The sequence below is a fragment of the Phytoactinopolyspora mesophila genome (assembly GCF_010122465.1).
Lineage (GTDB): Bacteria > Actinomycetota > Actinomycetes > Jiangellales > Jiangellaceae > Phytoactinopolyspora > Phytoactinopolyspora mesophila.
This window is the reverse complement of the sequence record NZ_WLZY01000006.1, coordinates 290,798-314,483: the sequence shown is the minus strand read 5'-3', so window position 1 is coordinate 314,483 and position 23,686 is coordinate 290,798. Positions and strand designations below refer to the sequence as shown.

The following is a 23,686-nucleotide window of genomic DNA, read 5'->3' as shown; positions in this document are numbered from 1 at the left end:
TCGATATCAGGCGGTTCTAGATTTCTTCCTTTCTAGGTAGAATGGATCCATGGCACTGAGCGTCAAGAACCCTGAAGCGGATCAGCTGGCCCGCGAGCTCACGGCGGCAACAGGTGAGTCCATCACCGAGGCCGTCGTCGTAGCGCTGCGTGAACGGCTCGAACGGGTACGTGGTCGCCGGGCGTCTGCCATGACCCGCCGGCTCAACGCGCTGCAGGCCGAAGTCCAGACGTACCCGGTCATCGATTCCCGGCCCCCCGAAGAGATCATCGGTTACGACGAGCACGGCTTACCCACGTGACCGCCGATACGTCCTTAGTAACTGACACTGCGGCGCTGGTGGTCGACACGTCCGCGGTCACGGCCGTCCTGTTCGACGAGCCCGGCTCCGGCTGGCTCATCAACACTCTGGTCGAAGCCTCCCGGTGCTACATGTCGACCGGCACCTACCTCGAGCTCGGTATCGTCCTCGAGTCCAGGTTCGGGCCAACAGGAACCGGCACGGCCGACAGGTTCGTGCGTGATTCAGAGATCACGCTGGTCGACGTGACTCCGGAGATCGCCTTGAGGTCCTTGGAGGGATGGCGCCGCTTCGGCAAGGGTCGCCATCCAGCGGCGCTGAATTACGGCGATTGCTTCACCTACGGCCTGGCCGCTGAACGCGATCTCCCGATCCTGTGCACCGGCGAGGATTTCGCCCAGACCGATATGTTCGTTCTTCGCCCAGGCCATGCCACGTCGGGCTCAGATGATGCCAGTCTCGCGGAGTGAACGGACATCGGCGGCGTTGTACCCGAGCTCGGCCAGGACGTCGTCGGTGTCCGCGCCATGTGCGCGGCCTGCGAAACGAATCCTGCCCGGCGTCTCGGAGAGCCGGAAGAGGACGTTCTGCATGGCCACCGAGCCCAAGTCGGGATCGTCGACACGCACGACCGTCCCCAGCGCGCCGAACTGCGGATCGGCGGCGATGTCGGAGGCGTCGTAGATCGGCGCCACCGCGGCCTCGGCCTTCTCGAACTCCGCAACGACTTCGTCGCGGCTGCGCTCCCCCACCCAGGACGCTACCGCGGCATCGAGTTCATCAGCGTGCGCGACGCGGCCGGCGCCGGTGGCGAACCACGGCTCACCGACCACATCTGGGCGCCCGACCAGCCGCATGACGCGCTCAGCGATGTTCTGTGAGCTCGTGGACACCGCGACCCACCGCCCGTCAGCGCATTGGTAAGTATTACGCGGCGCGTTGTTCACCGAGCGGTTCCCCGTACGTGGCTGCACCGTGCCTAGCTGGTCCCACTGGGTCAGCTGCGGGCCGAGCATCGCCAGGATCGGCTCGACGATGGCTAGGTCCACCACCTGGCCGCGGCCGGTGCTGTGGCGCGCGTGCAACGCGGTCATCACCGCGTATGCGGCGGCCAACGAGGCAATGCCATCCGCCAGCCCGAACGGCGGCAGAGTGGGCGGCCCGTCGGGTTCACCGGTCATCGCCGCGAACCCGCTCATCGCCTCGGCCAAGGTGCCGAAGCCCGGCCGGCGGCGATACGGACCGATCTGACCGAACCCGGTGAGCCGGGCCAGCACCAGCCCGGGGTTGCCGGCGGCCAGCCGCTCGTACCCGAGGTTCCAGCGTTCGAGCGTGTCCGGGCGGAAGTTCTCGACGACGACGTCGGCTTCGGCGGCCAGCTTGACGAACACGTCCTGCCCGGCGGGCTGGGACAGATCGATTGTGATCGCCCGCTTGTTCCGGCCCAGCGTCTTCGACCACAGGTTGTGCCCGGCTTTGGCCGCACCATGTCCTCGCGCGGGATCGGGGCGGCGCGGGTGCTCGACCTTCACGACGTCGGCCCCCATGTCGCCGAGGTGCATCGCCGTCAGCGGACCGGCGAACAGCGTGGACGCGTCCACCACCCGGATACCCTGTAGAGGCCCCATCGGTTCAGTCTCCGTTGCTGGTTGTCATTCGTTGGCGGCGAGGAACTTGTCGATCTCCCGCCGGGTCGGCATTGATGTAGACGCACCGAAGCGTTTGACGGCGAGCGCTGCCGCGGCGGAGGCTCGCCGCAGCGCGACCTCGGCAGGCAGGTCCTCGGCCAGTCCGGCCGCGAGGACACCCACGAACGTGTCGCCGGCGGCGGTCGTGTCCACCGCGTCGACCTCGAAAGCCGGCACATGGACCGGGGCGCCTGCGCCCGAGGCGTACATCGCACCTTGGTCGCCAAGGGTGACGACCACCTCCTTGGTGCGTTTGGCGAGTGTACGTGCCATGGCCTCTGCCTCGTCGATGGCCGAGCCCGTGCCCGGGTGCCCGGCCAGCACCGCGGCCTCATGTTCGTTGGCCACCAGGAGGTCGACGTTGTCGAGCAACGCTTCCGGCAACGGGATAACCGGCGCCGGCGTCAGCACGGTTCGCACGCCTGCCCAGCGGGCGAACGCCGATGCCTCGGTCACCAGTTTCAGCGGCAACTCGAGCTGCAGCAATAATGTGGCCGCCGACGAGATAACGCCCCGGTGCTCGTCGGTGAGCGTCGTGACGGTGCCGTTGGCACCAGGCACCACGATGATGGAGTTGCCACCGCCACCGTCCACGGTGATGTGTGCCGTGCCGGTCGGCTCGTTGCTGGCGGTCATCCCGCTGACGTCGACTCCGTCGGCGGAGAGCAGTCTCTGGATACGGTGCCCGAACTCGTCGTCGCCTACGGCGCCGAGAAATCGGACCGTCCCGCCAGCTCGGGCGGCGGCCAGAGCTTGATTGGCCCCCTTCCCGCCGGGCACGGTGCGGAACGTGCGCCCCGTCACCGTTTCTCCCATGTCAGGGGCCCGTTCAGTACTGACGACTAGATCCATGTTGGCGCTGCCCAGGACCACGATGGTCTTCTCGCTCATGTCTCTCCCATCCACCCGGACACGGCGAGGGTGCGCCGGGCGAGCGTGTCGAAGCCGATGCCGTCGAAACCGGCCAGCGTCGACGTGACTCGATTTCGCAACGGCGCGGCCCAGTATTCCGGCAACGAGGACGATCCCGACAGACCACCCGCCAAAGAACCTACAGTTGCGCCGTTGGAATCGGTATCCCACCCACCGCTGACGGCAAATGTGACCGATCGGGCGAAATCCCCTTGACCGAACACGAGCGCCGCGACCATCAACGCGGTGTTGTTGAGCACATGCACCCAATGTAGACCGGCGAATCGCCGTTCGATCGCGTCCACTGCCGATTCGAAGTCGTCGTATACCCCAGGCAACGAGCGTGCGAACCGGACCGCCTCGGCGTATCGGGACGCCGGGGGCACGACGGACATGCCCGCGTCGAGAGCGTCGTCGACCGTGTCCGAGACCACGGCCGCGGCACCGGCCGCGGCCACGAACATCGCACCGTAGACCCCATTGCGGGTATGGCTCAGAACCGAGTCTCGCCAGGCGAGCTCCGCCGCGGCTGCCGGGTCTGCCGGGTTGACCCAGCCGTACACGTCGCCTCTGATCTGGGCGCCGATCCAGTCGTGGAAGGGGTTGCGCACCCGGGCAGCCCGCTCGGGCGCGATGCCCAGCAGAAGGTTTCGGTACGCGACGCGCTCCGCGGTGAACACCCGGCCGGCGGGGAGCTCGGCCAGCCACCCGGCGGCGACGTCGTCGGTGCTCAGTGCCGCGCCGTGCCGTTCGAGGAGAGACAGATTGAGCATGGGGAAGTTGAGGTCGTCGTCCTCGGGCATGCCGTCGATGTTCTCGGCCAGGCTGGTGGCCGCGCTCCGCCGGTTCCAGGGCCAGCGTGCCGCGACGTCATCGGGAAGGCCCTCAGCAGTGAACCAGCCATTCAGCGGCCAGCGTCCGGTCGACTCGAGGATCTCCCGGATGCCGGCCCGCGGGACCTTCTCCACCGGTTTGCCCAGCAGGCATCCAGCTGCCCGGCCGGTCCAGGCGCCCTGAATCCGGTCGAGAAGTACTCCATGCCCGGGTTCAGGCAAAACTCGTCCGGCCGCGAATCCTGGCGCCACGGCCCGGATCGCATCCAGATCCGTCGGCTCGTCGACGTCGAACGGCGACGGACGCCCATCCACCTCGTCGAGCACATCTAACGCCAATCGGCGCAGAGCTTCACCGACAGCTCGCCCCGACGCACCCGAATGTAACGGTTCCGGGTTCCCTCCGGCAGCCACCCAGCGCTCTCGCAGATCGGCAACGTCGATTCCGTCGTATGCCGCCTGATGCAGCGCATGCCCAACCAGATCCTCTGGCTGTACCCACGTCAAGCGCATCATTCGAGCATCCGCCGGAAGTCCTCGTCCGCGGCGGCCCGTCGGGCCCGATCCGCCGCGCGGATCTCCACCGCTACCTCGGCCAGCCGCTCGCCAGGCTCAAGCAGGTCGGTGCGGCTCGCCTCGGCGACATCCGCCGCCAGATCGGCTGGCACCACGGCCTGCCCGCCGAGGGCCCCGGCGATGGCCCCGGCCATCGACGCGATCGAATCCGAATCACGCCCGTAATTGACCCCGCCCAGTACCGCGTCCCGCCATTCACCACCACTGATCACCAGCATGGCGAGGGCAACGGGAAGTTCCTCGATGCTGTGCGTCCGGCTCGGCCGGCGGGCTCCCAGGCCCTGGTCGCGGTAGTCTTCGCCAACCGTGTCGTAGGCCCGCATCGCCTTGCGCAACTGCCCCGACTCGATCGCGTCCGTCCAGTGCCGCGCTCCCGAAGCCGCCTCGACGACGGCATCGATCGCGGCCCGGGTACCGTCCTTGGCCAGCCGCAGCGCCACCGCGACCACGTCATCGACCGTGGCGCCCGGCCGGGCCGCCTCGGCCACACACGCCGCCATAACCCCAGCCGCCTCACGCCCGTACGACGCCTGATGTGCACCGGTGACGTCGACCGCCTCCGCGTAAGCCGCATCCGGGTCCGCCGCGTTCACAATGCCGACTGGCGCGATGTACATGGCCGCCCCACAGTTCACGGCGTTACCGACACCCGCTTCGCGGGGGTCTGCATGGGCCCAGTGCAGCCGTAACGCCATATATTTCTCCGCTAGGAACACCCGCTGAAGCGGCAGCGCCTCCGTCTCCAGTTCCGGGATCCACACCTGCCGCCCGATCATCAGCGGCACCAGCCGCTCCGCCACGTCGTACGCCGTCAGATGGGCTTTGGCCTGCGTATACACATCTACCAGCAGATGCGTCATGAGGGTGTCGTCGGTGATGTGGCCATCGCCCTTGTGATACGGCGCGATCGGCCGGGCCGTGCGCCAGTTCTCGTAGTACGGGCCGACGATGCCCTCCACCCACCCACCCCAGCGCTCGCGGATCTGGGCAGGCGACCATCCTTCTGTCGCGCCACCCAGCGCATCGCCGACGGCCGCCCCCAGCAGACAGCCGACCGCTCGATCGGTCAGCCGCGAAGAACCCGGGGGCGGGGCATTGCTGATCACAGATATTTCCCTTCGTCATGTGCAAGATCACCGGAGCCTCCGGCAAGATCGAGAATGTCCACGCCGGCCAGCGGCGGAGCACAGCACCCGGCCAGCACCCTGCATCTTTCGACCCAGCTCGCCGGGAACGCATCAACACCCACCACCGCACCGACCAACGCGCCGGTCAAGGCTGGAGCGCTATCGGCGAGCGACGGCAGACAAGCCGCCGCCGTGACCGCCTCGATCGGCAGTGTGCCGTTACGCAGCGCTGCCCCGGCCAGAGCCGCCGCCACCGCGACAGTCTGCGCGGCCGCCGTGCCGTACGAGTACACCCGGTCCACCACGTCGTCGAGCAACGGCACCGCCTCGGCCGGCGACGACGCGTCCCTCGTCAGCTCGAGCGCCCGCCGCGTCGTCCGGCCGATCAGCGTCTCCGGAGGCAGTTCCGCCAGCAGCACTTCGCGCGCCGCCTCGGCAAGGCCGGAGAACGGCGGAGGTCCGTCCCGGCGCTCGCCCCGCACCACCCCCGCAAGGCTGGACGGCGCCGGAGGTCCATCCCGGCGCTCGCCCCGCACCACCCCCGCGAGGCTGGACGGCGCCGGAGGTCCATCCCGGCGCTCGCCCCGCACCACCTCCGCAGGTCTGGAGGGCGGCGGAGGTCCGTCCCCGCCCGCGGACTCGTTCGGAGACGGGCTTCGCCATCGTCCTCGCTCGCCGATGCCCGCCCGAGCCCTGGACGGACCTCCGCCGCTCTCCAGCCCCTCGCCCTCCGTACGCGTCTCACCTTCTGCGGGTGCGGCTACTTCGTGGCCTGGCGTAACGTTTCCGAGCCGCTCAGCCTCGCTACCCGTTACAGGAGGCCATGAAGCTGCCAACGAGACCATCCGCGCGATGGCGCGGGCCGCGTACACGCCGTCGCCGGCGTTGGTGACCTCGGCGTCCCATTCGGCGACGTCCGCGGCGCGATCCGGGTCGGCGATGACCGCTCCGATGGCGACCGCACGCACGGCCGCAGCGTCGTCGAAGTGATGTGGATTATGTTGCCCGGTCTGAGGCGGACGAGATCCCTTGCGCAGAGCGTCGGCCGCCGTTGCCGTACTGATCCGCCCTCGCGGCAGATTCTCCGATGTCGCTGCTTCGCGCCATGTGTCGTGCACGGCTTGGCGGGTGAGCGGATCGGTGGCGCGCAGCCAGGTGAGGGTCCAAGCGGCCCATTCAGCGTCGTCGCTGGGACCGAGGCGCAGCGGACCCGGCTCCTGGTTCAGCGCGAACGGCACCGGGAGCGAGGTGACCTCCTCGGCCTCGGCGAACGTGTCGAGCTCACGCCGCAGCCTCCGAGTCCACGAAGGCAAGAGGTGCGAGCGGTGCTGCCGTGCCGGCCAGCCGGCGGCGTCGCCGATCGCCAGGCCGATCAACGCCCCGCCTCGTCCGTTGCGTCCTGCCGAGCGAGCGTCGTGACCCTCACTTCGCAGGACGCTGGGGTCATCGTTCACGGCGTCGCTCCTACGAGTTGGTCGGCCAGGCCGGCCAGATGTAGTCCCGCGACGACGTCGCCGAGGCAGCGCCCCGTCACCGGGCCGATCGATCCGGACCACTGGCTCGGGATCGCCGCGAGCCCGCCGGATGCACCGGCCAGGGCGCCGGCGATGGCCGCGGTGGTGTCGGCGTCCCGGCCCATCGACACGGCGGCCGGGACTGCCGCTTCGAATACGCCGCGGGCCGCAATGAACGCGCCGAAGGCCAGGCCGGCCGCCTCCGGTGCGAGGTCGGTCCACGGGTAGCGGCGGGTCACCAGTGCATCGAGCAACGCTTCCGGATCAGCGTGCAGCGCCACAGCCGAGTCGAGCGATCGGGCGGTCCATGACGCCGGAGGCGCGGCCGCCTGGGCCGCAGCGACCACCCCATCCACATCAGCACCGGACATCGCGACGGACACCGCGGCTGCCACGGCCTGACCGGCGTAGACACCCTCGCCCGCGTGACTCACCGCGCCGTCGACCGCGGCGAGCCGTGCTGCCTCCACCGGGTCGCCGGCCGCGAACACGCCGTGCACGGCGGCCCGCATCGCCAAGCCGTCGCTCCACGAATGCAGATGCTCCCCGCTGGCCGGCGGCCGGAGACCGGACCGGAGGTTCTCCACCGTGCCCAGCTCGCTGAACCCCGCACCAGGGAAACCGCCGGTGCGACGGACCAGGTGCTTCGTCCACGCATCGGCTACGTGTTCGCTGGTCAGGGCAGAGCCGTGGTCAAGCAGCAGCAGCGCGCTGAAGGCGGCGTACTCCGTGTCGTCCGTGCCGGCCCTGGCATCGGTGAGAAAGCCGGTGACCTGGCCCCAGCGTTCGGCGATCGCCCCGGCGGTCATGTTCTCTGCCGGGGCGCCCATCGCGTCTCCGACCGCGAGACCGACGAGGCAGCCTCGCGCCCGCTCGGTTGGGTTCACCTGTGGTACCGCTCCAGGATGCTGTTGCCCTCGTCGGTCAGCTTACGGCCGAGCTCGTCGAGGGTGATCTCATCGCTGAAAAATTCCTGCAGGGCCGGGTTGGCGACCTTGTCCTTCCACTCCTCGAACCCCTTGACCAACTGGAAGGGAGCGATCTCCAGGTCGTCGGCCGTGGCCACGGCGATGTCCCAGCCGGTCTCGGGGTCGTTGAGCTCCGGCGCGGCGGCGGCTTCCTGACTCGTCGGCAGCAGCCAGTCACCGGCGGCCAACTGGACCTGGTTCTCCGGGTTGAGGAAGTACTCGATGAACTCGACCGCCTGCTCGGGGTACTCCGTGTCGGCGGAGACGGACATGGTCTGTGCGACGGCCCCCTGGGCCTGGCTGTCTCCGGCCAGCGCGGGCAGTGTCACCCACTCGAAGTCGTCAGGAGCCTGTTCGATGAGCTGCTGCCGCAGCCAGATGGCCCCAGGCAGCATCGCGTACTGGCCATCGAAGAATGCCGGCAACGAATCCGACGCGGACATGCCGAGGCCGTCCGGAGCGGCTGATTCGTCGACGTAAAGCATGTCGTGGATCCGGCTCAGCGCCTCGCTCTCGGCATCGCCGAACACCGCCGTCGCCTCTCCCGCCGGGTCGCTGAAGAAGTCCCCGCCGAAGTTGCGCGAGAGGTTGAGGATTCGGTTGGCCGGCGAGCGCAGCGGGTAGACGGCGCCGTATCGGTCGTCGGTGGTGAGCTCCCGGGCCACCTCGGCGAACTCGTCCCACGTCCACGGATCGTCGAGCGTTGGCAGCTCGATGCCCTCGTCCTCCAGGATCGACGCGTTGGCGAAGACCACCTGCGACTCCTGCAGGAATGGCACGCCGTACACGCCCTCGCCGTAAGTGACGGTGTCCCAGGCGCCCTCGCGGATGTCCGCACGGATCTCGTCGGAAAGGTACCCGGCCAGGTCGAGCACATTGCCGCGGTCGGCGAACTCTTGCAGCGTGGTGGACTCGTAGTGGAAAACGTCCGGCGCGGTGCCACCTTCGAAAGCGGTCAGCAACTGGTCGTTGACGTTGTTCCAGTCCCCTTGCAGAAGCTCGACCTGCACGTTGGGGTTCTCGTCGTTCCATGCCTCGACGATCGCCTCGTTGGCCTCGACCGAGGCGGTCTGCCAGGCCAGCGTCTGGAACGTGAGACTGATCGGTTCGTCGGGGGTGCCGGCGTCGTCAGACTGTTCGGAGTCGTTCGACCGCGTCGATCCGTTCGAGTCATCGCTGCCGCACGCGCTCAACAGCAACGCGACGCCGGCGAGCCCGGCCACTGCGCTGGTGCACCGTCTCCTGGTGATCATGCTCATTCTCCTTCGTTGGGGACTCACGACTTGACGGCTCCGCCGAGCAGGCCGCCGGTCAGGCGACGCTGCATGAAGGCGAAGAAGATCAGGCTGGGGATGGTCGCGACCAGCGACGCGGCAGCGAGCGGCCCGAGCCGGGCCACTCCTTCGGCGCCGATGAACTTGACCAGCGTCAGCGACAGGGTCTGCAGATCCGGATCACGGATCAGCACCAAGGCGAACAGGAACTCGTTCCACGCCGAGACGAACGCGAACAGTCCAGCGGCTACGACGCCCGGGGCAAGCAGCGGAGCGATGACCTCGCGCAACGTCCGCGCCTTGGTAGCCCCGTCCATCGCGGCTGCTTCCTCGAGTTCATAAGGGATACCGGCGACGTAGCTGCGCAGCATCCAGAGCGCGAAGGGCATACTCCACACCACGTACACGGTGATCAACCCGAGATGGCTGTCGTAGAGCCCGAAGTCCCGGAGCAGCAGGAACAGCGGAATGATCACCAGCACCCATGGAAAGATCTGGCTGAGCAGGACCCAGACGATGGCGGCTCGGCTCACGACGGAGCGATAACGCGCCATCACGTAGCCCGCCGGGATCGACAGCAGCACGGTCAGGAACGCCGACACGCTGGACACGAAGGCGGTGTTGACGATCGAGCGAGCGATCGGCTGTTCACTGAACGCCGCCCGGAAGTTGTCGAACGTCGGCTCATTCGGGATCATCGTCGGCTCGATCAGCGCGATCTCCTGGGGCGTCTTCAACGCCGTGGAGATGAGCCAGAACAGCGGAAACGCCAGGAAGACCAGATAGGCGAACAGCGCCGCGTATTTCAGCGTGGTGGCGACGGGGCGGGAACGGTCCATCACTTCGCCTCCCTCATACGACGGATGAGGTAGAAGACGACGAACACGGCTATGACCAGGACCATCGCGTTGCCGAGGGCAGCGGCATACCCGTAGTTGCCGTAGCGGAACGCTTCCTCATAGGCGAACAGCAGCGGCAACCGCGTCGCGCCGCCGGGGCCGCCCTCGGTCAGCACGTAGACCAACCCAAACGAGTTGAAGTTCCAGATGAAGTCGAGTGTGGTCATGGCGGTGACCACAGGAGCGATCGCCGGCCAGGTCACGTTCCGGAACCGCTGCCACGTGCTGGCCCCGTCCATGGAGGCGGCTTCGTGCAGTTCTCGTGACACGCTCTGCAACCCGGCCAGCAACACGACGGTGGTCTGCGGCATACCGGCCCAGACACCAACAAGGATCACCGCCGGTAGCGCAAGCGAGAATGACGACAACCAGTCGATGTTCTCGCTGATCAGCCCCACGTCTTTGAGCACACTGTTGGCCAGCCCCGCGTTCGGGTGATAGATCAGCCGCCACATGATGCCGATGACGACGGGTGGCATGGCCCAGGGCACCAGCGCCAGCGTCCGGGCCAGCCAGCGCATCCGGATCTTCTGGTTGAGCAGCAGGGCCAGCCCTAGGCTGGCGAAGAACTGCAGGATCGTGACGGAGAACGCCCAGATCAGCCCGACTCGAAACGACTCCCAGAAGTAGGAGTCCCCCATCAGCCGCTGATAGTTCTCGAACCCGGTGAAGCTCGTTTCGGTGTTCCGCCCGGCCTGGGCATCGGTGAAGCCGAGGTAGATACCCCGCAGCAGCGGGTAGACGCTGAAGATGACGACGGGGATCAGCGCCGGCACGGCCAGCATCAGCCCTTCCCGGTCGAGCCCGAGGAAGTTGCGGCGCGCAGTGGGCTGTGTTCGCGCCTTTCCCCGGCGGGGAGGTGCCTGCACGCTCAACCTGTCACCTCCCGGGTGCTCTCGCGGACTGTCAACGACGGAGCCACCGTGACTCGCTGCGGCACGTTCGCTTCCGCGCGCAGCCGGCCGAGCAGCATGTCCGCGGCGATGCGGCCGCGCTCGCGTGACCCGAGCGACACGCTGGTCAGTGGCGGGAAGCTGGTCTCGGCCAGCGTGGTGTCGTCCATGCCGACAACCTGGACGTCGTCCGGGATCGACCGGCCGGCCGAACGGAGGGCGTGCATGGCGCCAAGGGCGATCAGGTCGTTGGCACCGAAGATGGCATCGAGGTCGCTTCGCGCGAGCAGCCGGGCCGCCGCGTCGCGCCCGGCACCGACCTGGAAGTCGGCGAACTCGACCAAGGTGTCGTCCAGGCCCAGTCCGCAGGTTCGCAGCCCGTCCTGGTATCCGGCGTAACGTGCCTGCCCGGGGATCGTGTCCGCCGGGCCATTGACGAACGCGATGCGGCGCGCACCTCCGGCATGAAGATGTTCCACCGCGAGCCGCGCTCCGAGGCGGGAGTCGGTGCGCACGTTGTCGACGGCAACCTCATCGGGCAGTTGACCGATCACGACCACCGGCACCGCGGGGTCGCGAAGCGCCGCGATATGCCGGCTGGTTACTCGGATCGGGCACAGGATGAGCCCATCGACGTATTTCTGCGCCAGGCTCTCGACTACCTCGATCTCGTCCTGGACGTCGGCGCCGGTGGCGTGCAACAGCAATCGGTACCCGACCTCGCGGAGCCGGGGCTGGATCTCGCGGACCATCGCGAGATACGCCGCGTTGCCGATGTCCTCCATGGCGAAGGCGACCTGCCCGGTCTGCTGCGTCGTCAGCGACTGCGCTACCGCACTGGGGACGTAGCCGACCTGTTCGGCGGCGGCTTTGACTCTGGCCACCATGTCCAGATTCGACGTGTTGCCGTTCAGCGCCCTCGATACCGAGGAGATAGAGACGCCGGCGACCTTGGCGACCGCGTAAATGGTGGGTCGAGACGGTCCGCTCATCAGTTTGGAGTCCTCCTCGGAAGCGCTTCCGAGCCTGGTCGCCATCCCGGCGGAAGCGCTTCCGGGATGGCGACCATTGAAGGCCCTCGGACACGTGGGTGTCAACCCACCGACATCAAGCCGTTACGCGCGAGCGAAGGATCGACGGCGGCAGCGAGCTTGGGTCAGCTCTGCTCGCCGCCACGAAAGAGGCTGGAAAACCCATCAAGATACTGAGCCGGCGTGATGTCTCCCAACAGCTGGCGTTGAAGGACGAATCCGACCATGAGCCCGTACATCAGGCGGGCCACCTCGGCGGGATCGCTGTCCGCGGGCATGTGCCCGGCAGCTCTCCATCGAGCGGCGATGGGCACCCATCTGTCCCTGACTGCCCTGCCCACCTCACGAGCCAGGACTCCGACCTGGGGTTCCCGGAGCGCCTCCGACCAGACATGTACCGCGATCCTGCTCCGATCGACCTCGCCGTCGGCGATGGCGCTGACAATCCGCTCGATGACCAGCCGGAAGGTCGCCGGCGGATCGGGAACTGGCTCGATGGCGTCGATCAGGTCGAATACCTCCGCGATATCTCCGGTCACGGATTCGGCGGTGGCTTGGACGAGATCGATCTTGCCGGGAAAGTAACGGTAGATTGCGCCGGCCGAAAGCCCCGACTCCTCGAAGATGTCTTGCATGGACGTTCCGTGGAACCCGTTGCGGGCGAAACACCGCCAGGCCGCCTCGAGGATCTGCTGACGACGAGCAGCTAGATGGGCTTCAGTGACGCGCGGCATAAGTGCCACCATAGCGAGGCGCCGGCTTGCGCAGGCGGCGGACAGCCACGACGATGCTCTCGATAGACACCACCAGGCCCGCTCAGACGTATCCGCGTAGCTGAATGGCCCGCACCACCCGTTCGAGGGCGATGGCGTATGCCGCCTGCCGATACGTGCATTCGCGCTGTTCCACGTAAGACGCGACCTCGTCAAACACCCGGTCGAGCCGTTCGCGGAGCTCAGCGTTGAAGCGATTCTCCGTCCACGTGAATTGCTGAATGTTCTGGGTCCACTCGAAGTAGGACCCGGTAACGCCACCGCCGTTGGCGAGGATGTCCGGAATGACCGTGATCCCTCGCTCGGCGAGCTCGGCATCGGCTTGTGGTGTCACCGGATGGTTAGCACCTTCCAGCACTACCGATGCTTGAATGTTCCTGGCGTTCGCCGAGGTGATGCAGTCTCCCAGCGCGGCCGGAACAAGCACATCACATTCGAGCGTCAGCAGCTCGTCGTGGGACAGCTTGACGTAGGAGATGTCCGCGTCCGTGACACGGCCGCCGGCATTGACCGTCTGCACCAGCCGGGGTATGTCCAGCCCGTTGTCGTTGAGCATGGCACCGCTCACATCGCTGACCGCGATGACCCGGGCGCCAAGCGCGTCCAGCTCGCGAGCGACCCAGGAGCCGACATTGCCGAACCCCTGGACCACCATCCGTCGGTCGGTGAGATCCCAGCCCCACCGGCGGGCCGCGGCCTCCAGCATGTAGACCAGCCCGCGCCCCGTAGCGGCCTCGCGCCCTGGCGCACCCCCGAGATCCACCGGCTTGCCGGTCACCGAAGCCGGCGAGTATCCGTGGCGACTGCTGAAAGCGTCCATGAACCAGGCCATGACCTGAGCATTCGTCCCCACGTCAGGGGCTGGGATGTCACGGTACACGCCCATCACATGGCTGATCGATATCGCGAAGCGGCGAGTCAGCGCCTGAAGCTCCCGATCGGACAGTTCTCCCGGATCGACCCGCAGCGCTCCCTTCGCACCGCCGAACGGCAAGTCGAGCAGCGCGGCTTTCCAGGTCATCAGCGACGCGAGCGCGCGAACTTCGGTGAGATCCACATCCGGGTGGAAGCGCAGGCCGCCCTTGTACGGTCCGCGCGCACCGTTGTGCTGCACCCGGTATCCCCTGGCAACCAGCAGGCTGCCGTCGTCCCGGCGCAGCGGCACCTGGACGCTGATCTCGCGGTAGCTGGAGTCGAGCACCTCGCCCACGTCGGACTCGAGCCCAATGGCCCTCGCCGCTTCGTCGACGTGTCGGCGGATGGCTTCGTCAGCAGGTAGTTCATCAACCGGGGCGATGAACGGCTCAACAGCGGTCACGAGGAACCTCCACATGATTCCGGTAGCGGACACGGTTCGACTAGCAGAAAAACGAATGTCCGTTCTCCTTTCTTGACGACACTAACACGCACAGGGCGGCATCAGCTCCGCATCCACCCCTCACGGGCCGGCCTACCTGACGCCGGCCGAACCGGCCAGGGCGCCACCGGCATTGCGCGGTGTGGCGTCGATCGCCACCGAGGCAGGAGAGTCTTTGACGGCACGTCCGCGCCCAGGACCTCCACGGCCAACCGCTCAGCAGCTTCGATCGCTTCCCGGCCCCGCTCGCCGAGAACGTTGCCTCCTGCCCCCGCATCCAGAGTCACCTGCACGGCGACGCTCGGATCGCTGAACTCCCCCTGGACGCGGTCCATTGCCCGCACCCCAAAGGCGACTTTGCGCAGGAAGGTTGGATGTGACAAGCTAAGAGAACGGACATTCGTTTTATAGGAGCGTTGACATGACCAAACGAACCGAGGCGCCAGCCGACGTCACATCGGCGCCGGCCGAATCCAGCACTTCCCCGCCCACACCAGCGGCAACGTCGTGGCACACCGCCATCAGGATCGGCATCGGACTCTCGCTTCTCGTGGGCGTCTTGATCACGGCGTTCGCGTGGCCTGCGGCGAACACAGAACCCCGTGACGTTCCACTCGCCGTCGCCGGCCCGCCCGAGGCGGTCGCCCAGGTGGAGCAGCAGCTCAATGCCGCCGTGCCTGATGGCTTCGATCTCGAACCCGTCGCCGATGCCGCTGAAGCGCAGGGGTTGATCGAGGACCGCGAGGTGTACGGTGCCATCGTCCTGACCCCCGACGGCCCGCCGCACGTGCTGACCGCGTCGGCAGCCAGCCCCGCAGTGGCACAGGTCGTGCAGGCGATCGCTGCCCAGATGACCAGTGGCCCAGAGGGAGCGCCTCAAGCACCGATTGAGGACGTGGTCCCGCTGCCCGACGACGATCCGCGAGGTGCCGGTTTCTCCGCTGCCGCACTCCCGATGGTGATGGGCGGCATGATCGTCGGAATCGCCTTGTCTTTCGCCGTCGCCGGCGTGTGGCGCCGGGTGGCCGGCGGGGCGATCGCGGCCATCGGTGGCGGATTGGTCGCGGCGCTCGTCGTCCAACCGTGGCTCGGCACCCTCGAGGGCAACTATCTGGCCAACGCGAGTGTCATCGCGTTGACGATCGCCGCGATAGCGTTCACTCTGATCGGCCTCAACGCGCTCATCGGCCCGGCCGGCATCGGCCTCGGCGCCGCCGTGATTTTCTTGCTCGGCAACCCGCTGTCCGGTGTCACATCGGCGCCGGAAATGCTCCCCACCGGGTGGGGAGCACTGGGCCAGTTGCTCCCACCGGGCGCGGGCGGAAACCTGCTGAGGTCGACGTCATTCTTCGACGGCGCCGCAGCCGGAGGCCCTGTACTGGTACTCAGCACCTGGATCGTGCTCGGTGTGGCGCTGGCCGCGATCGGCCACGCCAGGCGACCGGCGGCACAGGTCGCTCGCATCTGAGACCGCCGCCGCCCAACCGGCCATGAGCGCTGGTGATCAGCGACGGGTCCAGGAGTCGGGCCGGGCCAGCAAAGCCGTCACCTGCGACGGGAACTCCCCGGACAGGATGTCGGCGACGCTGGTGGCCTCCAGCACGTCGCGCAAGCTGGCACGCACCGCTACCCAGACCTGGGTCAGCGGTGCGGCCGGCCCCGGATACAGGGTGTCCTCGGGCGGCAGTCCCCGTACGGCTGCCAACGGCCCTTCGGCCACGCGCACGATCTCGGCCAAGGTGATGTCGCTCGGGTCGCGGCTGAGGCGATAGCCGCCCGACGCCCCGCGTTGCGCCTCGATGATCCCGTTGCGGCGCAGGTCCCCGAGGATCGCCTCGAGGAACTTGCCAGGTATGTCCTGAGCTTCAGCCAGACGTTGCCGGGTAGCGGAGGCCGGCCGGACCGAAGCGAGCTCGATCACGGCGCGGACGGCGTAGTCGGCGCGGGCGGTCACATGCACACGTCAGATCTTGCCACCGATGCACCTGTGCGCGTGGGACCCAAAGCTGTCATAATTAGTAGGACGTCCAACAACTTGACGTCCTAGCAACTCTGCCGCGATCCGACGGAGGAAGCCGTGCAGGCAAACGAGATCGAGGCCGGACGCCAGCGGTGGCGGCAACGGATGCAAACAGCAATCGATGCCGGCCAAGTCCGCGACGCCGACTTCACCACACTTTCCGGGCTTGAGGTCGATCCGGTCTACGGCCCCGAGCCAGGCGTCGACGACCCTCGATTCGAGCGCATCGGGTGGCCGGGCGAGTTCCCCTTCACCCGCGGCCTTTACTCGACGGGTTACCGCGGCCGGGCGTGGACCATTCGCCAGTTCGCCGGGTTCGGCAACGCCCAGCAAACCAATGAGCGCTACAAGATGATCTTGCGCTCGGGCGGTGGTGGGCTCTCGGTCGCCTTCGACATGCCGACACTCATGGGTCGCGACTCCGACGACCCACAAAGCATCGGTGAGGTCGGCCATTGCGGAGTGGCGATCGACTCCGCAGCCGACATGGATATGCTCTTCGACGGCATTCCGATCGGCGATGTCACCACATCGATGACCATCAGCGGCCCCGCCGTGCCCATTTTCTGCATGTACGTCGTCGCCGCCGAACGCCAGGGCGTCGATCCGTCGGTTCTCAACGGGACCCTGCAGACAGACATCTTCAAGGAGTACATCGCCCAGAAGGAGTGGCTCTTCGGCCCCGAGCCGCACCTGCGCCTGATCGGTGACCTCATGCAGTACTGCGTGGAGACCATCCCGGCGTACAAGCCGCTGTCGGTTTCCGGCTACCACATCCGTGAGGCAGGATCCACGGCAGCACAGGAACTCGCCTTCACTCTCGCCGACGGCTTCGGCTACGTCGAGCTCGGCCGTTCGCGCGGACTCGATGTCGACCTGTTCGCGCCCGGACTCTCGTTCTTCTTCGACGCACACATCGACTTCTTCGAAGAAATCGCCAAATTCCGCGCCGCACGCCGGATATGGGCTCGGTGGATGCGCGATGTCTACGGCGCCAAGACGCAGAAGGCGCAATGGCTGCGTTTCCACACCCAGACCGCCGGTGTCTCTCTCACCGGGCAGCAGCCCTACAACAACGTCGTCCGCACCGCCGTCGAGGCGCTTGCCGCGGTACTGGGCGGCACCAACTCGCTGCACACCAATGCCCTGGACGAGGTACTGGCGCTACCAACCGAGCACGCAGCCGAGATCGCACTGCGCACCCAGCAAGTCCTCAACGAAGAGACCGGTGTCGCCAACGTCGCCGACCCGCTCGGTGGCTCGTGGTATGTCGAAGCGCTGACCGACCGCATCGAGGCCGAAGCGGAGTCGATCTTCGCCCAGATTCAGACGATGGGTGAGCGGGACACTCGCTGGCAGCGCGAATACGGACCGATGACGGCCGGGATCTTGCGCGGAATCGAAGACGGCTGGTTCATGTCCGAGATCGCCGACTCCGCCTTCGAATACCAGAAGAAGCTCGAGAAGGGCGAGAAACGGGTGGTCGGCGTGAACGTCCACCACGACACCGTCTCGGGTGATCTCGACATCCTGCGGGTATCTCATGAGGTCGAGCAAGAGCAGCGGCGAGTGCTGACCCAGCGCCGCACCGACCGCGACGATACCGCGGTACGCGCGGCGCTCGCGCACCTGGCCGAGGTGGCCAAGACCACCGACAACATCATCCCCTCGATGCTGGACGCTGCCCGTGCCGAGGCCACCCTGGGCGAGATCTGCCAAGCGCTGCGCGACGAGTGGGGGTCCTACACCGAGCCCGCCCGTTTCTGACCCAACCAACGGACTCGACCCCTGTGGCGAGTCCAGGACCGGGCCATGGAGGATAGGACCATGAACTCGAAGGGATTCAGTCGTCCTGGTGCCGTGGATCTGTCGTCTTTGAAGGGGAATCAGCCAGCCCAGCCGGCAAGCTCGTCCGGCGGCGGCACTTCCGCCGGCAGCGCGGGCGGCGGATTCGTCATCGACGTCACCGAGGCGACGTTCCAGGCCGAAGTGATCAACCGGTCGGCGTCCGTTCCGGTCGTGATCGACTTCTGGGCCACCTGGTGCCAGCCGTGTAAGCAGCTCTCGCCGATTCTCGAGAAGCTTGCCGCCGAATATGCCGGCCGCTTCGTCCTCGCCAAGATCGACGTCGACGCCAACCAGCAGATCGCGGCGTCGGCCCAGGTACAGAGCATCCCCACGGTGCTGGCCGTGATCGGCGGCCAAGCCGTCCCGCTATTCCAGGGGGCGTTGCCCGAAGCAGACGTACGTCGTGTACTCGAAGAGCTACTCAAGGTGGCGGCTCAGAACGGAGTCACGGGGCGGGCCGAGCCTGTTCCGGGCGCCGAGGTGAGTCAGGAAGAGGAAGAAGCATCTGATCCCCGGTACGACGCCGCGTATGAGGCGTTGAACAACGGCGACTTCGATGCCGCCGCGGCCGCGTATCAGCAGGTGCTGGCCGAGTCTCCGGCCGACGCCGATGCGAAAGCAGGCCTGGCCAGGGTCGAGCTCCTGCGGCGCATCACGGGCGTCGACGAGTCCGCTGCCCGCGCAGCGGCGGACGCGAATCCCGCTGACATCGAGGCGCAGCTGGTCGCGGCCGATGTCGAGTTCGCCAAGGGCGACGTGGACGGTGGTTTCAAGCGGCTCATCGACACCGTCCGCCAAGCGGCAGGTGACGACCGCGAGAGGGTACGCACGCGACTGGTGGAGTTGTTCGAGATCATCGGCCCCACTGACCCGCGAGTTGTCAAAGCCCGAGCGTCACTGGCCAGCGCTCTCTTCTGATGATCATGAACACTACGTGACCGTATTGGTCACGTAGTGTTCATGATCATCGGTTGAGTTCCGGTGCTGGGCAATCCGCTGAACAGGGCCTCGGTTCACCTGCCCAAACCTGCGAACGCAAGACGCGCGCGACTTCGGCGGCGATGTCGCAGGGAGAACCGAAGGTGTCAGCGTGGCCGTAACGCAACGTCCACAGACCGTCTGCCATGGATCGGTTGTCCCGGCGACGATCTCGGAACTGCCCCTCCCCCTCGTGGCCGACGCGTCCATCGAGTTCAACCACCGACCGGAACTGTTTGTAGTGAACGTCGGTCCAGACGATACGCGCACCGGATGGTCGGCTCTGCCGGATTCCGCGAGGAAGCCCATGCGCGCGTTCAACCGAACGCAGATACTTGAGTTCCAATGGAGAATGGGCACCCTCGGCAACATCGCCGAGCATCGACTCCATCATCGGCCGCCACTTGATCTTTTTTCGTTCCGCCATGGCTTCTGCGAGGCGTTCCGGAGTGGTCAGTCGCTTCTGACAAGCCTGCGTGACCCATCCTTCGACAGCGCGAGGATGGTGGGACGTGTCGACGAGATCGAGCACCGTATCTTCAATGCGCGTCCGGGGAGGGCGCTTGGATGGATGCCGAGTTTTCGGCAGGCGATGCGCGTAGTGGATCACCACGCCGTCGATCTTCCCACGCACTCGGCGATCAGCGGGAACCGTGACGTGGATCCGGTCATCGATGCGCTCAGTGAGCCCGTAGAGCTCGGCTGCGGTCTGATGGCTGGCAACCGCTCCGGGACCGGCCCTTAGCACGCCCGCCCAAATCTCGGCCTCGCGGCTCAGCGGGCCGCTGAATGTCGCATAAACACCCCGGTGACGCTGCCGCCATCGTCGCGACCGGATGGCCGCGCGGCCGACTCCGGCCGCGCGCAACTGCGCCCAGGAGACCATTCCGGCCTGCTGTTCGATGAGTTCAGCGAGTTCAGGCGGCATCGTATTCTCGGACACGCAATCGATCTTCGACGCGAAGCCGAGCGGGCGGAAGCGTTCCGGCGAGAATGTGGATAACCCGACGCCCTCCCGATGATCATGAACACTACGTGACCGATACGGTCACTTAGTGTTCATGATCATCGGTGTGGAAGTCGCGGGCGGCGACGCGGACCGTGCGCAGCAGCTCGAACACGGCCAGTCGCTGCTCGTCGTCGAGCGCGGTCAGTCCGAATTCGGCGTCCATCAACTCCGACGTCACTTTCTTCACCGCGTCGCGCCCTGAGTCGGTGATCCGGGCCAGGGTGCCGCGGCCGTCACGGGGGTTGGGCTCCCGGGTCACGAAGCCGGCAGTCTCCAGCCGCTGGATCGTGTTGGTGACGCTCGTGGGATGGACCATCAGACGCTCACCGATCTTGGCCATCGGAAGCGCGCCGGTGCGGCTGAAGCTGAGCAGGACGAGCGCTTCGTAGCGCGCGAACGTCAGTCCGTAGGGCCGGCAGATGCGGTCGAACTCACCGAGCAACAGCTGCTGTACGCGCATGATGGAGGTGGCCGCCGCCATGGCTTCCGCCGGACCGAAACGCTCCTGCCAGATGGACCCGGCACGTTCGATCGGGTCAAAGTTCAGATCCAGGGGCTCCGGCACAGTCCCTCCTCACCTCCGGCGAGCCGTCACCGGCCGGTTAGTGGCCGGATGGTCAGGTCGCCGCGGGTTGGGCTTCTTCTTCTCGGGTGGTTTCGGGCCGGCGCCGCTCATCTCCCGGCGCCGTTTGTGAATCACCCGGGCGAGGCCGTGCGGGTGCGGGATATACACGATGTCTCGAAGCCCTTGCTGCTGGGCAGCGTTCTCCAGCACCAGGTGCCCGGACCCGAACAGTCGCAGGTACCACGGGCGGCTCACCGTGATGTCCAGCAACCGGACGATCTCCATCTCGGCCTCGTGCAACGAGAACAGGCCCCAGACGCGAAAGACCCGGGAATCGGTGACGACGAACCTGTCTCGGGCGATGTACAGCGATCTGCCGAAGCTGTATCCGATGAGACCGAGCGACACCAGGATTCCGAACCACGCGACGTTGGCCGATACGAACGGCACCATGACGATGCCGAGAATCAGACCGGCCAGCCCGATCAGGACAGGCACCACGTAGAGGATCGCGCTGTGGCATACCTCGACGATGATCCGTTCCCCGGACACGAGCTTGCGCGCCACCATGCGGTGACCGAACCAGGACTTGACCCGCCACCACAGGAGCCGGATGAGGCCGTCTTCGGCGACCCGGTCCAGCCAACGCACGAACCGGTCGGTCAGACCGTCGAGCAGGTCCCTCGGCGTGCGCACGAGTCCACGCCCTAGAACAGTTCAGTGAAGAACGTGATGATGGCGTTGAACAGATCGGCGAACCACGACCCGATGCTGGTGAATATCGCGGCCATTCCTTCGGGCTCGGCCAGCAGGAAGTACACCACGAATGCGATGAGCAAGATGATCAGCGCTTTCTTCACCGCCGCCCTCCTTTCTGCTGGCCCCTGATGGTCACGATGCGTTGACGGATCTCGAGGTCACAAGACCGCCATCCTGGATTTCTACCGCACAAAGGCTGCCCCTGTCCGGACGCCACGCCGAAATCTACCACTCTCGATCATGACACAGCCGCCACGATCTCCCCGGCAGCAGAGTACGGGTCAAGCTCGCCGAGGAGAACTTTGTCCGCCAACGTGTCGAGCCGTTCGTCGCCGTGAAGATCGGCGAACCGCTGCCGGAGTGTCGCGAGCGCGAGCGCCTCGATCTCGTCTCGCACCCGGGCGCGCCGGCGCCGCTCCAGCTCACCCGACTCGGCCAGCCAGTCGCGATGCTTGCTGATCGCATCGACGAGATCGTCGATCCCCTGGCCGGTCGAGGCGACGGTGGCGACGATGGGCTGGCGCCAGTCGCCGGGATCGCGCTCCACCATCCGCGTCATGTTCTTCAGGTCGCGGACGACGTGGTCGGCGCCGTCGTGATCGGCTTTGTTCACCCCGAAAATGTCGCCCACTTCGAGGATGCCGGCCTTGGCGGCCTGGATACCGTCGCCCATGCCGGGAGCCAGCAACACGATGGTGGTGTCGGCCAGAGCCGCGACCTCGACCTCGGACTGCCCGACCCCGACGGTCTCGACCAAGACGACGTCGCACCCGGCCGCGTCGAGCACTCGTACCGCCTGAGGCGTCGCTGCGGACAGCCCGCCGAGGTGGCCTCGAGTGGCCATGGAACGGATATAGACGCCGGAGTCCATCGCGTGGTCCTGCATCCGCACCCGGTCGCCCAGCAGGGCACCACCAGTGAACGGCGACGACGGGTCGACGGCCAGCACACCGACCCGGCGTTCCTGTGCGCGGAAGGCCTTGACCAGCGCGGAAGTCATAGTTGACTTGCCCACGCCGGGCGAGCCGGTGATGCCGATGACCGCGGCTGTGCCGGCGTGCGCGACGATCGCCGCCATCAGCTCCTGCAACTGCGGAGCGTCGTTTTCAACCAGGGAGATCATCCTGGCCACGGCACGCGGATCGCCGTCGCGGGCCCGCTTGACCAACTCATCGACGTTCACGCGTTCAGCACCAGCGCATCGCCCTGACCGCCACCACCGCACAGCGCCGCGGCACCCGTTCCGCCGCCACGGCGGCGCAGTTCCAGCGCAAGATGCAGCACAAGACGCGCTCCAGACATGCCGATCGGATGGCCCATAGCGATAGCACCACCGTTGACGTTGACCAGGTCAGGATCGATGCCGAGCTCTCTGGTGGATGCGATACCGACGGCCGCGAAGGCTTCGTTGATCTCCACGACGTCCAGCGCGGCCGGGTCGACGCCCTCCCGGGCGCATGCCGCCCGGATGGCCGCGGCCGGCTGGCTCTGCAGGGTGGAGTCAGGACCGGCCACCACGCCATGCGCACCGATCGAGGCGAGCGGTTCCAGTCCGAGCTCGGCCGCCTTGGCCTCGCTCATCACCACCACCGCACAGGCGCCGTCGGAGATCTGCGAAGCCGACCCGGCTGTGATCGTGCCATCGGACTGGAAGGCCGGGCGCAATCGCCCGAGGGACTCCACAGTGGTGTCGGCGCGGATCCCCTCGTCCGAATCGAACACGACCGGTTCGCCTTTACGCTGCGGGATCTCTACCGGTACTACTTCTTCGTCGAAGGTGCCGTCCTTCCACGCCTGGGCGGCGCGCTGGTGAGAACGGGCCGCGAAAGCGTCCTGCTCCTCCCTGGTCAGGCCGAGCCCCGACGTGTTGCACGCTTCGGTCAGCGCACCCATGGCTTGATCGGTGAAAGCGTCATACAGGCCGTCGTAGGCCATGTGGTCGACCAGTGACGCGTCGCCGTACTTGTGGCCGGTCCGGGAACCCGGCAGCAGATGCGGGGCCTGGCTCATCGACTCCATGCCGCCGGCCACCACGACGTCGAACTCGCCGGCCCGGATGAGCTGATCTGCCAATGCGATGGCATCGATACCTGACAGACACACCTTGTTCACCGTCAGCGCCGGCACCGTCATCGGCACACCGGCTTTGACCGCGGCCTGCCGGGCTGGAATCTGCCCGCAGCCTGCCGTGAGCACCTGACCCATGATCACGTATTCGACGGTATCCGGCGCCACCCCGGATCGCTCCAACGCTGCCTTGATCGCGAATCCGCCGAGATCGGTCGCCGAGAACTGCGACAAGGAGCCGAGCAACCTACCGATCGGCGTGCGCGCACCGCCAACTATGACCGCCATACGATC

Annotated in this window: 25 protein-coding genes; 5 read left to right on the top strand and 20 right to left on the bottom strand. The window is 66.9% G+C overall.

Annotated features, from left to right (window positions below; all coding sequences use genetic code 11):
• The first annotated feature begins 49 nt into the window (after positions 1-49).
• Positions 50-301 carry a type II toxin-antitoxin system VapB family antitoxin gene (locus tag F7O44_RS18580; RefSeq protein ID WP_162451756.1) on the top strand — a complete coding sequence of 84 codons (252 nt, stop codon included), beginning with the start codon at positions 50-52 and terminating at the stop codon, positions 299-301.
• The gene (locus tag F7O44_RS18575) at positions 298-771 is read left to right on the top strand and encodes a PIN domain-containing protein (protein ID WP_162451755.1); all 474 of its coding nucleotides are present in this window, start codon (positions 298-300) and stop codon (positions 769-771) included. Before F7O44_RS18580 ends, F7O44_RS18575 begins: the two co-directional genes overlap by 4 nt.
• On the opposite strand, the gene F7O44_RS18570 is transcribed toward F7O44_RS18575, so the two are convergent.
• The 13 genes from F7O44_RS18570 to F7O44_RS18510 all read right to left on the bottom strand — a co-directional run bounded on the left by F7O44_RS18570 (position 745) and on the right by F7O44_RS18510 (position 14,481).
• Positions 745-1,929, bottom strand: coding sequence for a CaiB/BaiF CoA transferase family protein (locus F7O44_RS18570; protein ID WP_162451754.1), 1,185 nt, complete (start codon positions 1,927-1,929; stop codon positions 745-747). The genes F7O44_RS18575 and F7O44_RS18570 overlap by 27 nt on opposite strands.
• A 24-nt stretch (positions 1,930-1,953) precedes the next feature.
• Positions 1,954-2,880, bottom strand: coding sequence for a ribokinase (rbsK, locus tag F7O44_RS18565; RefSeq protein WP_162451753.1), 927 nt, complete (start codon positions 2,878-2,880; stop codon positions 1,954-1,956).
• Positions 2,877-4,250 (bottom strand): ADP-ribosylglycohydrolase family protein, encoded by a 1,374-nt coding sequence (locus F7O44_RS18560; RefSeq protein ID WP_162451752.1) that lies wholly within the window; start codon positions 4,248-4,250, stop codon positions 2,877-2,879. Before F7O44_RS18560 ends, rbsK begins: the two co-directional genes overlap by 4 nt.
• The gene (locus tag F7O44_RS18555) at positions 4,247-5,416 is read right to left on the bottom strand and encodes an ADP-ribosylglycohydrolase family protein (protein WP_222851481.1); all 1,170 of its coding nucleotides are present in this window, start codon (positions 5,414-5,416) and stop codon (positions 4,247-4,249) included. The genes F7O44_RS18560 and F7O44_RS18555 overlap by 4 nt, the downstream gene beginning before the upstream one ends.
• Complete coding sequence (locus tag F7O44_RS31225) at positions 5,413-6,870, bottom strand: ADP-ribosylglycohydrolase family protein (protein ID WP_425501397.1); 1,458 nt, start codon at positions 6,868-6,870, stop codon at positions 5,413-5,415. The genes F7O44_RS18555 and F7O44_RS31225 overlap by 4 nt, the downstream gene beginning before the upstream one ends.
• A gap of 17 nt (positions 6,871-6,887) precedes the next feature.
• Positions 6,888-7,838, bottom strand: a complete 951-nt coding sequence (locus tag F7O44_RS18545; RefSeq protein ID WP_222851480.1) for an ADP-ribosylglycohydrolase family protein — start codon at positions 7,836-7,838, stop codon at positions 6,888-6,890.
• Positions 7,835-9,172, bottom strand: coding sequence for an ABC transporter substrate-binding protein (locus tag F7O44_RS18540; protein WP_162451750.1), 1,338 nt, complete (start codon positions 9,170-9,172; stop codon positions 7,835-7,837). Before F7O44_RS18540 ends, F7O44_RS18545 begins: the two co-directional genes overlap by 4 nt.
• Before the next feature lie 23 nt (positions 9,173-9,195).
• The gene (locus F7O44_RS18535; protein ID WP_162451749.1) at positions 9,196-10,032 is read right to left on the bottom strand and encodes a carbohydrate ABC transporter permease; all 837 of its coding nucleotides are present in this window, start codon (positions 10,030-10,032) and stop codon (positions 9,196-9,198) included.
• Positions 10,032-10,967 carry a carbohydrate ABC transporter permease gene (locus F7O44_RS18530; RefSeq protein WP_222851479.1) on the bottom strand — a complete coding sequence of 312 codons (936 nt, stop codon included), beginning with the start codon at positions 10,965-10,967 and terminating at the stop codon, positions 10,032-10,034. The genes F7O44_RS18535 and F7O44_RS18530 overlap by 1 nt, the downstream gene beginning before the upstream one ends.
• Positions 10,964-11,977, bottom strand: a complete 1,014-nt coding sequence (locus F7O44_RS18525) for a LacI family DNA-binding transcriptional regulator (protein ID WP_162451748.1) — start codon at positions 11,975-11,977, stop codon at positions 10,964-10,966. The genes F7O44_RS18530 and F7O44_RS18525 overlap by 4 nt, the downstream gene beginning before the upstream one ends.
• A gap of 164 nt (positions 11,978-12,141) precedes the next feature.
• Positions 12,142-12,750 carry a TetR/AcrR family transcriptional regulator gene (locus tag F7O44_RS18520; protein WP_162451747.1) on the bottom strand — a complete coding sequence of 203 codons (609 nt, stop codon included), beginning with the start codon at positions 12,748-12,750 and terminating at the stop codon, positions 12,142-12,144.
• Positions 12,751-12,832: 82 nt separating this feature from the next.
• Positions 12,833-14,107, bottom strand: a complete 1,275-nt coding sequence (locus F7O44_RS18515) for a Glu/Leu/Phe/Val family dehydrogenase (protein WP_222851478.1) — start codon at positions 14,105-14,107, stop codon at positions 12,833-12,835.
• A 101-nt stretch (positions 14,108-14,208) separates the two neighbouring features.
• Positions 14,209-14,481: a hypothetical protein gene (locus F7O44_RS18510; protein WP_162451746.1), complete on the bottom strand. Its 273-nt coding sequence runs from the start codon at positions 14,479-14,481 to the stop codon at positions 14,209-14,211.
• An 86-nt stretch (positions 14,482-14,567) separates the two neighbouring features.
• Here F7O44_RS18510 and F7O44_RS18505 point away from each other — a divergent pair, with 86 nt between their 5' ends.
• Positions 14,568-15,614, top strand: a complete 1,047-nt coding sequence (locus F7O44_RS18505) for an ABC transporter permease (RefSeq protein WP_187361432.1) — start codon at positions 14,568-14,570, stop codon at positions 15,612-15,614.
• Between the two features lie 36 nt (positions 15,615-15,650).
• Here the strand turns inward: F7O44_RS18505 and F7O44_RS18500 are convergent, their stop codons facing one another.
• Positions 15,651-16,106, bottom strand: a complete 456-nt coding sequence (locus tag F7O44_RS18500) for an Rrf2 family transcriptional regulator (protein WP_162451745.1) — start codon at positions 16,104-16,106, stop codon at positions 15,651-15,653.
• 117 nt (positions 16,107-16,223) lie between these two features.
• Between F7O44_RS18500 and icmA the strand changes: the two genes are divergently transcribed.
• Entirely contained in the window at positions 16,224-17,933 is a 1,710-nt protein-coding gene (icmA, locus tag F7O44_RS18495) for a coenzyme B12-dependent isobutyryl-CoA mutase large subunit (protein ID WP_162451744.1), read from the top strand.
• Between the two features lie 60 nt (positions 17,934-17,993).
• Entirely contained in the window at positions 17,994-18,932 is a 939-nt protein-coding gene (locus F7O44_RS18490) for a tetratricopeptide repeat protein (protein WP_162451743.1), read from the top strand.
• Between the two features lie 46 nt (positions 18,933-18,978).
• Here the strand turns inward: F7O44_RS18490 and F7O44_RS18485 are convergent, their stop codons facing one another.
• The 6 genes from F7O44_RS18485 to F7O44_RS18460 form a co-directional block, all read right to left on the bottom strand.
• Complete coding sequence (locus F7O44_RS18485; protein WP_222851477.1) at positions 18,979-19,935, bottom strand: hypothetical protein; 957 nt, start codon at positions 19,933-19,935, stop codon at positions 18,979-18,981.
• 109 nt (positions 19,936-20,044) lie between these two features.
• Complete coding sequence (locus F7O44_RS18480; RefSeq protein ID WP_222851476.1) at positions 20,045-20,566, bottom strand: MarR family winged helix-turn-helix transcriptional regulator; 522 nt, start codon at positions 20,564-20,566, stop codon at positions 20,045-20,047.
• 9 nt (positions 20,567-20,575) lie between these two features.
• A complete protein-coding gene (locus F7O44_RS31985) occupies positions 20,576-21,262 on the bottom strand; it encodes a PH domain-containing protein (RefSeq protein ID WP_162451742.1) in 687 nt (228 codons plus the stop codon).
• 11 nt (positions 21,263-21,273) lie between these two features.
• Positions 21,274-21,426: a hypothetical protein gene (locus F7O44_RS18470; RefSeq protein ID WP_162451741.1), complete on the bottom strand. Its 153-nt coding sequence runs from the start codon at positions 21,424-21,426 to the stop codon at positions 21,274-21,276.
• A 137-nt stretch (positions 21,427-21,563) separates the two neighbouring features.
• Complete coding sequence (gene meaB, locus F7O44_RS18465; protein WP_222851475.1) at positions 21,564-22,508, bottom strand: methylmalonyl Co-A mutase-associated GTPase MeaB; 945 nt, start codon at positions 22,506-22,508, stop codon at positions 21,564-21,566.
• Positions 22,505-23,680: an acetyl-CoA C-acetyltransferase gene (locus F7O44_RS18460; protein ID WP_162451740.1), complete on the bottom strand. Its 1,176-nt coding sequence runs from the start codon at positions 23,678-23,680 to the stop codon at positions 22,505-22,507. Before F7O44_RS18460 ends, meaB begins: the two co-directional genes overlap by 4 nt.
• Between the last annotated feature and the right edge of the window lie 6 nt (positions 23,681-23,686).